Source organism: Pirellulales bacterium (assembly GCA_035656635.1).
Classification (GTDB): Bacteria; Planctomycetota; Planctomycetia; order Pirellulales; family JADZDJ01; genus DATJYL01.
The window spans coordinates 1-12,305 of record DASRSD010000060.1; the positions used below are offsets into that span (position 1 = coordinate 1).

9 protein-coding genes are annotated in these 12,305 nt (G+C 54.4%); 3 read left to right on the forward strand and 6 right to left on the reverse strand.

The genetic code is table 11. From position 1 onward, the window contains the following. The 4 genes from VFE46_05315 to VFE46_05330 form a co-directional block, all read right to left on the reverse strand. On the reverse strand, nt 1-1,364 hold a 1,364-nt coding region (locus VFE46_05315; protein ID HZZ27409.1), incomplete at its 3' end, for a [protein-PII] uridylyltransferase. A 90-nt stretch (nt 1,365-1,454) separates the two neighbouring features. Then, nucleotides 1,455-1,793 (reverse strand): P-II family nitrogen regulator, encoded by a 339-nt coding sequence (locus VFE46_05320; protein HZZ27410.1) that lies wholly within the window; start codon nt 1,791-1,793, stop codon nt 1,455-1,457. A gap of 165 nt (nt 1,794-1,958) precedes the next feature. Beyond that, complete coding sequence (locus tag VFE46_05325; GenBank protein ID HZZ27411.1) at nt 1,959-2,972, reverse strand: ammonium transporter; 1,014 nt, start codon at nt 2,970-2,972, stop codon at nt 1,959-1,961. A gap of 24 nt (nt 2,973-2,996) precedes the next feature. After that, nucleotides 2,997-3,572 carry a cob(I)yrinic acid a,c-diamide adenosyltransferase gene (locus VFE46_05330; protein ID HZZ27412.1) on the reverse strand — a complete coding sequence of 192 codons (576 nt, stop codon included), beginning with the start codon at nt 3,570-3,572 and terminating at the stop codon, nt 2,997-2,999. 196 nt (nt 3,573-3,768) lie between these two features. Here VFE46_05330 and VFE46_05335 point away from each other — a divergent pair, with 196 nt between their 5' ends. Next, entirely contained in the window at nt 3,769-4,827 is a 1,059-nt protein-coding gene (locus VFE46_05335; GenBank protein ID HZZ27413.1) for a biopolymer transporter Tol, read from the forward strand. A 420-nt stretch (nt 4,828-5,247) separates the two neighbouring features. Further along, nucleotides 5,248-6,960: a type II and III secretion system protein gene (locus tag VFE46_05340; GenBank protein ID HZZ27414.1), complete on the forward strand. Its 1,713-nt coding sequence runs from the start codon at nt 5,248-5,250 to the stop codon at nt 6,958-6,960. Nucleotides 6,961-7,015: 55 nt separating this feature from the next. Here VFE46_05340 and VFE46_05345 read toward each other — a convergent pair whose 3' ends face one another. Further along, nucleotides 7,016-8,716 (reverse strand): transglutaminase-like domain-containing protein, encoded by a 1,701-nt coding sequence (locus VFE46_05345; GenBank protein ID HZZ27415.1) that lies wholly within the window; start codon nt 8,714-8,716, stop codon nt 7,016-7,018. 471 nt (nt 8,717-9,187) lie between these two features. Here VFE46_05345 and VFE46_05350 point away from each other — a divergent pair, with 471 nt between their 5' ends. Next, nucleotides 9,188-9,880, forward strand: a complete 693-nt coding sequence (locus VFE46_05350; GenBank protein HZZ27416.1) for a hypothetical protein — start codon at nt 9,188-9,190, stop codon at nt 9,878-9,880. 57 nt (nt 9,881-9,937) lie between these two features. Here the strand turns inward: VFE46_05350 and VFE46_05355 are convergent. Beyond that, nucleotides 9,938-12,305, reverse strand: a 2,368-nt coding sequence (locus VFE46_05355; GenBank protein ID HZZ27417.1) for a VIT and VWA domain-containing protein, incomplete at its 5' end; no start/stop codon positions are given.

Genomic DNA, 12,305 nt, shown 5'->3' on the forward strand with positions numbered 1-12,305 from the left:
ACGGTGTATTTGTGATATTCGTTAAATTGCAAGAGCGAACGGGCATGGGCGAACGCGGGGATCAACCGCTCCAACACGCCGAGCGCATGCAAATTTCGCAATAGTTCTCCCAAGCGCGCGGGCTGCGAAAGAACCGACAAAAACAACTCCGCTGACTCCTTGGTGACGACATCGGGCAACTGTGGAACCGCCCGATGCACCGTTTCCCAAGTGCTATGGGCGATGCGTTTGTTGTGAGTATTTGCCAAATCGACGAGCCGCAGAATTTGCGGTAAATTGCCAGGCAGTTTTTGCAAGCCGGCGCGGGTGGCAATGATTGTCCGCGGTCCGATCCGAAAATCGCCTTGCACCGTTCGGCTAAGCAACGGAAACAAAGCCTCGCCCAGCTTGGTCCAAGGCTGTGCCCCTTCCAAAAACCGAGCCGCTACTTGCTGCACCGCGTGGGTGTTTCGGAAATATTCGCGCATGAACACTTCCACATCTAGCAAGCCTTGCGCTGCGTTGGCCTCGAATACTTTAGCCATGCGCACTTGTTCCGATCGACCCAATACATCTTGTTCCTTTTCCGCATGGAAGTGCAATTCATTGCGTACCCGTAGCAGCAGTTCCAAAGCGCGCCGCAGCCCCGTTTCATCGGCTTTACTCAGCTCACCCATGAGTTGCAGCCCATCAGGAGTGGCCTCGCCGTAGCGGGCAAAGCCAACCCACCGCAGCAGTTGAATATCGCGTAATCCACCAGGCGACCGCTTGACATTGGGTTCGAGAAGGTAAACCGTCTCGCCGAATCGCTCGCGTTCCTGGCGGCGAGATTCCTCGATCGCTCGCACCAGTCCTCGCCAATGCCGTTTTGCCGCTTTTTGAAATTTGGCCTGGAAGCTCTCGAACAGCGGTTGACTGCCGGTCAGCAGGCGCGATTCCGCCAACGAAGTGAAAATAGTCGGATCTTTCAAACCTAACTTGCAGGCTTCCGACATGGTGCGCACGCTTTGTCCTAAAATGAGCCCGACATCGAACAAGTCGTGCAACAAACGTTTCGCCAAAGGTTCCACTTGCTGCGCGGCTTTTGGCGAACAAAGAATCATCAAATCGACATCGGAATACGGCGCGACATCGCGTCTGCCGTAGCCGCCATGCGCCACGAGTGCCACTTCGCTGCGGAGCAATGAATGTTCCGGCAGCGACAGCTCGTCCAATGCCGATTGATGCAAATCCAGCACCACGCGATCCAGCATGTCGGTAAGCCGTGCGCAGACTTGAATACCCGGCGAACCCCCCTCGTGCTGTTGCTTCAATTTCGCGCGTTCTTGAGCCAACCAATCTTTTGCGGCTAACACACAAGGACGGAGCGTAGAAGCGGCGGGCATATTCAACTGCGGAAGGCGGAGATGGAAAGGCGAAGGGTTGGCGCCTCGAAGTGCCCCATGTAAATATACTCCGCAATGTTGATCAGCATGTCACACCGCATCGTCGCCGGCTTCACCCGTGCGGATTCGCAGCGCGGTGGCCAAATCGTAGACGAAAATTTTCCCGTCGCCAATTTGGCCGGTTTGAGCTGCTTGCATAATGGTGCTCAAGGTTTTTTGCAACTGATTGTCGGGCACCACAACTTCGACTTTCACCTTGGGCACAAAATCGACGGCGTACTCCGTGCCGCGGTACATTTCGACATGTCCCTTTTGCCGGCCGAATCCGCGCACCTCGGAAACGGTCATTCCCAGTATCCCCTGTTCCGTGAGTGCGGTTTTCACGTCCTCAAGTTTGAAATGCCGAATAATCGCTTCAATTTTTTTCATGGCAACCTCTAGAAAAATGACCGCAATGAAATTCGAAAGCGATCAATCCGTATCGGTTTGAATTATAAACAATCCACTTGGTTTGGCATCCAGTTCGCCGATGGGTAGGTTCGACATCAACCCTGCCGCTACGGGTTGGCCAGCTTAGATAAAAATATATCCTTCTTACCCGTGTTGGCTAAGGTCGAGTCCCTGAATTTCTTGCTGCTGGCTGACTCGCAGTCCGATGGTAGCATCGAGTATCTTCAAAATGATGGCGGTAGCCACCATCGCCAGTCCCCAGGCGCAAGCCACGGCGACCAATTGCCCCAGGAAAATGTGGCCCCCTTCGAGCAATCCCAGCGGCCGACCATGATCAATATCGGCAACTGCCCGCGTGGCGAAAATGCCGGTAAGAATCGCTCCCAAAGTTCCACCCACCCCGTGAACTCCGAAAGCATCCAAAGAATCGTCGTAGCGAAATTTCGATTTCAAAGCGGTGCACGCATAAAAGCAAACAACTCCAGCAATCGCACCCATGATGATGGCCGGAATCGGCGTCACATAACCGCAAGCAGGAGTAATGCAAACTAAGCCGGCCACCACTCCCGATGCCGCTCCCAATACGCTGGGCTTGCCGCGTGTGATCCATTCGATGCCGGCCCATGATAATGCCGCCGCTGCGGCGGCAAAATGCGTTGCGGCAAAGGCGCTGGCGGCAATTCCATCGGCGGCCAAAGCGCTTCCCGCGTTGAAGCCGAACCAACCGATCCACAGCATGGCGGCCCCTAACACCGTGTAGGTCATATTGTGCGGCGGAATGGGCTCGTGTCCATAGCCGAACCGCTTGCCGACCAGCAGCGCACAAATCAACGCCGAAACTCCGGACGTAATATGAACCACGGTGCCGCCGGCAAAATCCAAAGCGCCGCCGGCCAGTGCATAAGGCTGGCCAAACGCCAAAATGCCGTTGCCCCACACCCAATGCGCCAGCGGAATGTAAACCAGCGTGCCCCACAAAATGGTGAAGATAATCATCGCGCTAAATTTCATGCGTTCGGCAACGGCTCCAAAAATGAGCGCCGGCGTGATGATGAAAAACATTCCTTGAAACAACATGTGCGACAGCCACGGAATATTCAGCGTGGGATGCGTGGGAATTACCGCTTTGCCGTTGCTGCTATCAACGTAGCCGCCCACGCCGCGAGAGTAAAGATAGACCGTTCATGAACTTGATTTTTCCCAGGGCACGTCTGAGCGCCCGGCACTCTGATTCGCAGCGCGGGCCAGCACAAATAGCAAATCACTCAGCCGATTTAAATAGATTAACACGTGCGGCGAAAATTTTTCTCCTTCGCGTGCCGCTAAGGTCACTATACGACGTTCAGCACGGCGGCAAACGGTGCGGGCCAAATGCAGCCAAGCAGCGCCGGCTGCTCCGCCGGGAAGAATAAATGTTTTCAGCGTCGGCAGCTTTGCTTCAAACTGGTCGATGGCTCCCTCCAGCACCGCAATTTCTTGCGGCCTGACAAAACTGGTGCCGCGCGTCTTGGGATCGGGCGTGGCTAACTCGGCGCCCAAGTTGAACAAAATATGCTGAATGTGCGCCAATAGTGTATCGAGCTCCGCCAGCTGTTTCTGTTGAACATCGTGCAATGCTTGACTACGGACTAAACCCAGCACGGCATTCAGTTCGTCAACCGTGCCGTAAGCTTCAATTCGCAAATCATCTTTTCGAACGCGCGGGCCAGCGAATAGGCCTGTTTCGCCCGAATCGCCGGTTTTTGTGTAGATCTTCATAAAAGCAGGTGCGCGAGTGTGGGATGTCGAAGCATTTGGATGATAACTATAATAGCGTCTTTCGGGATTCGGTTCTCGCTCCAGGTAGTAACCTATGAACATCTGGCACGGATCATTTGCGGCCGCATTGCTGGGCAATTTTCTCATTTGTTGGCCAATTGTTCTAGCCGAGGATTCACCGTCGGCTACGCCTCAAATGGCTATCCCGTCGATCGAAAGCAAATACCTGAAAAACATTCGCCAACTGACCACCAGCACGGATTTTTCCAAAGCAGGCGAGGGGTATTTTGCGCCGGATGGAAAAACCATCATTTTTCAGGGCGTGCCGCTGCAGTACATGTTTTATCAGATTTACATGCTGCCGCTTGGGGATGGATCACACGATTTCCCTCACCCCGACCCTCTTCCAAAGAGAGCGGGAGATTCTAGCTCGCCCGGGCCCAAAATGGTTAGTACGGGCCGGGGACGCACCACATGTAGTTTTTTTGCGCCAGACGGGAAAAGTATAATCTTCGCCAGTAGCCATCTTGATCCCAATTTATCCGACACCGAAGCCGTCCAGCGAAAACAAGATGAAGACGACGCCAAAGCCGGCCGCCACCGCCGCTACCAATGGGATTTTGATGCGTGGATGGAAATTTTCTCTGCGGATTTAGATGGGCACATTTTGAAACGACTAACCGATTCGCCCGGCTATGATGCCGAATGCGCATATACACCCGACGGCGAACACATCGTTTTTTGCAGCAACCGTGGTGGCAATCCAAACATCTATGTGATGGATGCTGACGGCGCTAATGTCCGCCAGTTGACGAACTTTTCCGGCTATAATGGCGGACCATTCACCTCGCCCGACGGTCGCTGGGTCGTGTATCGCAGCGATCGCAAGCAAGCGGGCTACTTGCAGTTACACGTGATTGGTTTCAACGGGCAAAATGATACAGCGCTCACAGACAACATCGGCGTGAATTGGGCGCCGTTTTGGCATCCCACCCAGCCGTATATAATCTGGACCGGCGCCGATCATTCCGATCCGCACGCGACACCCAATTACGACTTGTGGTTGATGAAGTACAGCGAACAAAATGGCCACATTGTGCCCGGAAAAATTTGGCGAATTACCGACCATCCGGCGGCCGATGTACTGCCTGTTTTCTCGCCGGATGGCACAAAATTGATGTGGACCAGCAACCGCACGGCCGATCACACTAGCCAATTGTTCATTGCCGATTTTACGCTGCCTACCGAAGACTGACGGGCGCGAGGGCAGAAAGCCGCTCTGACAGCAATTTAATCGCTGCAAGGCGGCATTGCTTGATTCTCCAAAAGCCGTTATTCTTCCCCGCCGATTTTGCCCGGCCAAGGGCGCGTTCCCGCTCCTTGGCTTTTCGAAATATCTTACGGGAAATCAGGAGGATGACCCATGTGGCGGAAACCATCGTGGAAATTTTGGAGCGTTACTTTGACGGGTGCTATTTTGGCAGGAATTGCCTTGCTTTGCACCACTCATGCCGCGCAGCCAAACTTCTCGTTGATTGGATACAATAGTCGCGGGGTGCAGTGCTCGAACAATTGTCAGATGCAGCCGTGTCAATCATGCCCGGTGTATCAGGCAGGAGCTTCTGTCCCATATTGTTCATCCGATCAGGCTGCTCCTGCGACGGCTTGCCCTGCCATGCTTACCATTGGGCCGCCGCCGCGGCTTTATTCTCCGTCGGCCGATTATAGCGCCCGCATAGAATCCGCGCCGGGCTGGGCGGTCGTCGGCGATGCAAATGGCTACTCGCACACTGATGTTCATCCACTCCCGAATATGCCGGAGTTCAATGTCGCCTACGGAGCGCCGCAGTCGGTGTTTTCAGCAGCGCAGCCCGGCTATGCAGCGGCAGCGATTCCTCCCGCGCCTCATTTTTCACCGTCCGGTTACGGGGACTATGCTTTTGCGGGCCCTCCGTCGGTTCCTGTTTATGCTCCCACACCAGTATATTATGCACCCGCCTATCCGCCGACCGCGGCTTATGTGCCGTCGTCGATTGGCTCTGCATATCCCGGAGCCGTTTGTCCGACGCCCATTTCATCGACGCCCACGGCCTGTGACGCGGACCGTTTAGACCATCTGCTGCAAGCGGCCCATCACTTAGACGCTGCCGGCATGCACTTGGAGGCCGACCAACTTCGCAGTCAGTGCAATGCTGAAATAAAATCGGTCGTCGAACAATTGCAAACGGCCCAAGCTGAGTTGGCACGACTGCATCAAACCGCGTACAACCAGCCGACAGCTTCGACGGCGACGCATTCCTATAATCTTGAGGAATGGACTCCGCAACCGACAACAAGCTGGAAGGCTGCGCAAAAGCAAACGGCAGCAACGAGCTCATCGCAACAGGAAGTTTCGGTGCATGTGAAAATCATGGAGTTGAACCGTACGAAATGCCATGCGTTAGGCTTCGATTTTTCCAAATTCGATGGCGAACATTTTGTTGCGAATCATGGCTTCGAATGTTGTGACAGTGACAGCGCATTCCTGAACTTTCTCGATGTGCTGCAAAAGGAAGGTTTACTGAGCGTTGTCAGCGCGCCACAAATCCAGACACGCAATGGCCAACAGGCCCATGTCGAGATTGGCCAGGAGGTGCCTGTTCTGACGCCGCACGCCGATAACCAAGTGACGATTGACTATAAAAAAATCGGCACCACAGTCGACGTGCTTCCGGAAATTCTCGATAGCCACAAGCTCCGCCTGCAGTTGCGGCCAGCTTTTAGTCAGCTTGAGCAGTTTCCGGCGAACGAAACCGGCGAGCTAAAAAGGCCCGTCGTTTCCACCACGGAAATCTCCACAACTTTAGAAATGAAATCGGGCCAAACCGCGGTGCTGGGCGGCTTGATTATCAAGCGGGAATACCAGACGGCGTGCCAATCGCAGGATTGCGTCTCTCAAGCCTGTCACGAAGGCGCGTGCGCTTCCTCTTGCTCGGCAAAAGATAGCGACGACGTGGAAGTGCTGGTGCTAGTCCACGCCGAGATTTTGGACGCCGAGAGTACGACGAAGACAGTCGATGTGCCGGAACACCCGGTTGTTACCGCGGCCGTGTCTGCCCCGAAAAACCACAGCCAGCAGTCGTATACAGTCACGCCAGCGGCCTATTTTGAGCCTGCCGCCAGTTTTGGCCCACAGGCCAACCGAGCCGCGCTGTCAGACTTCTTGTTTCCGCAGGCGCTTCCCGAGCCGTTTGCGCTACAACCCATTGCGATCGAATCGATTGGAGTAGAACCCGGCGCCGCGTTCACGTCGCCGGTCGAAACTTGGAGTTTGGAATCGGAACCAGCGCCATTCACTGCAGAGCCAATAATGGTGGACCGGTGGCTGCTCACGCCTGACAAGCGCTGAACGCTTGCGGCTTAACCTTGGGGCCGTCGTGTTGCACCCGACGGCGCCAGCGGCATTATTCTACTTCCAAAATCTCGATCTTCAGTTGTCCGATGACTTGGGCCACGGGCAAAAAGCAACTGTAGGCTTGTGCGCCTGCGAGATTAGATTGGGTCAGTTTTAGATGGGCTGCGCCGATGCCGCCGCGTCCTAGGGTACTGTCCATTGGTACCCAGTGATCGCCGATCCACAGCTCATTCCACATGTGATACACAAAACTTTGCGTGGATGGCTGGTAAATCAGGCCAATTGCTACACGGGCCGGAATGCCACGGGCACGAGCAAGCGCTGCCAATAATACCGAGTGCTCGGTACAATCGCCTTCACGCAGGCGTGCAACTTCAGCTGCGGTGTCAAAGGCTTGCGAGAAGTTTTTTAGTTTGACGATGTCCTTCACATACCTTTCCAGTTCGACGGCCAGTTTCCAGGGGTCGGTTTCTCCTGGCGCCACAGAGTTGGCCATTGCTTGTACTTGATCATCATCACTTTGAATCAAGTTATTCGGCGCGCGATCTTCTACTGTGGGAACATGCGACAGAGTCACTGCTGCTAAAATTGCCGCATTCGTCGACGGCGACAGCGTAGTGGACGAGCCATCGATCCTTCGTACGGTAATTTCCGCCGTATGAGGGTCCAATGGCAAGAGTTCTTGCGAATCGCCAGCAGAGAAAACCTTGGACGGATCGTCGGTAGCTAATTGTACGCGGTATTTGATTCGCCGCGTGGAATGTGGATTGGGTAATGATCGTGTCACCGGCACGGTATTATCAATTACCAAATCCAATCGCCTGCCTCCCGGCTTCGCCAGCGCCAAAGCTTGCGTAGTACGATAAGTTTCCTGATGCAGGGCAGTAAGCGACGTTTTCAGCACCTGACCTTCGCGATTGGTCCATAATTGAGAACGAATGATTGGCGATTGCTCACTGCCACCGTGCATTGGCAACGTGATGCTCCCATCGATCCGCAGCAAATCTTCCGTGTGATCGACCAGCGGTGTAGCCTCGTATTGATTGGCAATCAATTCGATAGTCACCACTTCGTTCGTGGCGGGCATCACTGCCATCAGTGTCCGACGCTGTCCTGGCAAAAGCGGGGCTGCGGCCAACGATTGTTCAGTGGCACTGAAGCCCATTGTGCCAGGAATCCAAGGGAACGATTCGGTTGTAGTTTTGCCAGCGGTAATCGTTTCCAGCATGAGTTGTCCATCGGCAACGTGCCCATTCATTTCTGTGCGGCTGGTGCCGGAATTGATTTCGGTGTGAAACCGGAGCAGCTCGCCCTCCGCCGTCTCTACGCTTTGCGTAACAATGTCGATTGTGGTTTGTTGGCCTTGTCGATCAACCGCAATATGGTTTTGGTAGTTAATTTGGGCCAACTTGCGCTCATTTTCCTCAATGTCGGTGATGTGCGTATGGCACCAACCAATTTTGGTGTGATAGGCATAGACTGCCTCCCACCATTCCCGTGGATCGCCTTTGACGGATGTTGTGGCGGGATCGATTGGCGCCGACCCCGATGCGTTGGTCTCCAACGTGTCCGCAGTTACGGTTGCATTGGGTTGTTGGCTCGAAATTGAGTCCGTCGGGGTAGCGTGGGGGACTGCAGAGGTTGCTAGATTCTCCCCATTAATCGCCAGACTGGGCGACCGATCGCTGCAAGCCGTAAGCAATAGCAGAGCCAATGTTGCGCCGATGCAACCGATGGTGGAGTATCGCATGTTGTGCAAATTCAACGTGTGATGGGGCCGCTTTACGGACGGCGCGTTACAAACTGCTGCATTTGCTGGCCAATTGCTTTACCAATACCTAAATTGCGACTGAGCGACAACTCCGATTCTGGGCCAGCGCGGCCGGAAATACGGAGTTAAAGTTTTCGCGGATGGTACATCTTCTCGCCAGGCGAGAAGTTTTGCTAGGCCAATGTACGTGGTCAGAACGCCACATTCCAGCGCGGTGCTAAACTAACACAGGGACGCTACTCGACCGCCTTGTCGAACAAAGCGCAGGTTTTTCCGGTCCTGCCGACCGCGGCTGGGGGCAATTATGGAACTTGTCCCGCGTCGGCTTCCTGTGGCACAGCTGTAATCTAAGTTTGGTTAGCCGTTTGTTAATTGCTTTCGGGACATCCCACAGACCAACAACGTCCAAAGCAATCTTGCAGGGGCAACAAACGAAGGAATATATCGCCGATGGGCTTTTTGAAACGCGTTTTTCGAAATGTATTTCGCGATGGCACGCCGCCGCATGCCGGCAGCTGCTTCGAGCGTCTTTCCGAGGAGCAGCTGGAGGCGCATCTCAAAGTTTGCCGCTACGGCAATTTTGAGCTGACCGAAGCCGTGCGTCCGTCGTTTGATTTGCAAGTTATTCCCAGCCAAGGCTACCGCCATGATTGCTTTGCCGACGAGGAAAGCCGAGTCCGCGTGCCTGTGCTCATGGCCGCTGCCACGAAGGAAGATTTGTTCGAAATATTTCTCGACATGCTTGATCCACTGGGCATGGAAGTTGATGTGGTGCTGGAAACCAGCCACAGCGCGGATAACAAGGGACATGTCGACTTGTACCGCGAGCACATCGATCTGCCTGTGCTTAAAAGCACATTATACGATTACGAAGAATTGCTCCTCAATGACGGCTGCACTGGCATTGCGGTCTTGAATCCAAATGTACCGTTGGAAGTACAGTTCGACGAACACAAACTGCTAATTGCATACGGGCAAGACCTCGGACCGTTTGAAGAAGTGCTGCGTCACCGCGGCGTACTCTGCAACGACCAAATGAAATTCATTACCGAGGCCGAGCACGTTCATTCTTCCAGCGAACAGTATCAAAGCCTGTTCGAGGAATTGAAAACCCGCCTGGGCATGGACTCGATGTTCGACTGATGAGGCATCAGCAAAATTAGCTCCCTTTGAAACAAGGCAGAGCGATGGTGCTGACTTCTATTTGTTATCGTCGGCATCGATTTCGTACACCTTGCCGTTCAGTTCCAGCGTTATTGGCTGATCGAGCGTCAGATATTTGCCGACATCATGCCCGTGCTGATCGACAAGCTGGAAGTATTCCGGGCTGAACCGTTTAATTTTTACGATGGTTTTTTCCAACTCAGGTGTTACGGCCGAATCAATCCAGCGGTCGCCGCGGCGGAAAAATGTTTTGCGGCCGATCTGGCACACATTCTGAACAACTTTATCCGCATCATTTTTGCTATCGGACACGACGGCGTAAAACTTTTCGGTTTCTAGCGCCGAAGTGGCACCGGTCACGCCGGGAGCAGCGGTGATTGTGCCGTTCGAATTGCCAAACCGGCCCCCATCCGTGCCGCGGTTCGCCGCACCTGCACCGCCACCGTAACCTAACCCCATGGGTGTTGCTGCGGCAGGCTGATTTACGGCTTGCAGCGCATGCTTGGCCACGCGCTGTTCCACGCCTTGTTCGCCATCTGCATAGCGATCGAGCTCTTTCAATCGTTCGTTCGCCGCGCGGGTGCCGAAGGCCAAATCGCGCCGTTTACTTTCATCAGCCAGAAACGAAGTATACGGTGTAATAATGCCATGCTTGAGTGACAGCGATACCAACTCTTTCACCAACTCATCGTTGCGACCTTTCAGATCGATCTCGTCCAAAATTTCTCCTACGCGCCGCACGGCCCACAGTTTTTCGATGAAGGCTTGCGATTCGTCGCCGCTGTGTTCGACCAGGCTGGCGGGAAAATAGAATTTTTGCTCCTGCTTGTCCCCGTCTGCCACTTGCCCGGTAATCGTGATTTTGGCCGCGCCCGATTTTTTGTAGCGGCCCACCAACACCAACTGCTCGCCGACGAACAAATCGAATACCTCCTTCGGATAGACGCGGTTCACCACGGCCCCTTCCTCCGGTTTGGCGCCTTCCACGTCGACGTTCAGCTTCACGCCCGTCATCACCGGCGAGCCAATTCGGCCATACAGCGCCGCCACGGCCGTTTCAATGTTTTCGTTCGGCCGCACGTATTCGGTCAGGCCGAAATTCTCGCGGGCCAGTTTGTCCAGCAGCCGGCTGTTCACATCGTAGCCGACGCCAAAATCAAAAATGCGGGCGTGCACTGTGTTGTTCGACTTCGCGTTGGAAATAATTTTGCTTTCGTTGGTTTCGCCCACCGTGGGAATCCCGTCAGTCAGAAAGATGACGAAGTTCGGCCGGTTGGCGTCGTGCAATTGTGATAGCGCCGTGCCCAGCGCGCCGTTAATGTTGGTGCTGCCTCCGGCGTAAATGCCTTCGATAAAGCCAAGGGCCGCCTTGCGGCTGTTGTCATCGAACTTTTGCAATTCCGGTCGCCAACTTTCCACGTTGCTGTCGTAAGCGATGAGGTTGAGCAAATCGCCCTCGTGCAAATGGTTGATGACAAACTTGGCGGCGGCTTTGGCTTGCTCGATTTTTTCTCCGCTCATGCTTCCCGAGCGATCAATCGCCAGCACGACAGTTTTTTTGGTCGCCGCGGCATCGTCCGCTTTAATTTGCGGACTAGCCAGCAGTAGGAAATAGCCATCTTCATTGGCGTCGGGCTTGTAGCTGATCACGCGCGCATCGACCAGTCCTTTGCCCACATCGTAAAACAACCGGAAGTCGTCGGTCGGCACAATGTTTTTGGCAGCGTAACTGATGACAGCATGTTTGACGTCAGGACGTTTAATATCGACGGCATGACTGGGGCTGTATATGTTTTTGATTTCGGCATCGCTTTCAATGGCGGCCTGAAATTTAACCTCCTCCACCGGCTGCGAGGTGTATTTGGCCGTGGACAGCGGGAACACAAAATCGGTCAGTCCATCCCACTGCCGGCATAATTGCGAGTAGTGCAGCGTCACCTTGCGCTCGCCGCCGGGCGGCACCGGAAAGACGCTGGTTTTGAATAGGCCCGTGCCCATCCATTCCAACAGCGCGGGATCTTGGTTTTTGCGGACAATGTCTTCATACATCCGCCGGGCGTCGCTGGAATCCAGCAGCTTTGCCGGGCATTCTTTACCGTCGATGAGTAGCGTCAATTGATCGACCGCCCCGTCATACGGCAATGGAAACACAAAGCACACTTCCATCGGCCGGCTGCCCGTATTGACGAACGATTGCGTGGCTTGCACGTGGGCCATCTGGCCATCAAGCTTGACGTCCACCTCCAGCTGTTTGATTTTGTAGCTCGATTGCTCCGGTTGCGGTCGCGGCCACGGGCGAGCAATAATGATCGGCGGCCGCGGCAAAACCACATGATCGCCCTCGTTAATATTAATCAGCACACCTTGTGCTGGAGCAATTGCGGGAACAAGCAGCGTGCCTAGC

Excerpts from the sequence above, each read along its gene's own strand:
- VFE46_05320 (HZZ27410.1), bottom strand. The coding sequence starts at position 1,793 with ATGAAAAAAATTGAAGCGATTATTCGGCATTTCAAACTTGAGGACGTG.
- VFE46_05330 (HZZ27412.1), bottom strand. The coding sequence starts at position 3,572 with ATGAAGATCTACACAAAAACCGGCGATTCGGGCGAAACAGGCCTATTC.
- VFE46_05335 (HZZ27413.1), top strand. The coding sequence starts at position 3,769 with ATGGCTATCCCGTCGATCGAAAGCAAATACCTGAAAAACATTCGCCAA.
- VFE46_05340 (HZZ27414.1), top strand. The coding sequence starts at position 5,248 with ATGCTTACCATTGGGCCGCCGCCGCGGCTTTATTCTCCGTCGGCCGAT.
- VFE46_05345 (HZZ27415.1), bottom strand. The coding sequence starts at position 8,716 with ATGCGATACTCCACCATCGGTTGCATCGGCGCAACATTGGCTCTGCTA.
- VFE46_05350 (HZZ27416.1), top strand. The coding sequence starts at position 9,188 with ATGGGCTTTTTGAAACGCGTTTTTCGAAATGTATTTCGCGATGGCACG.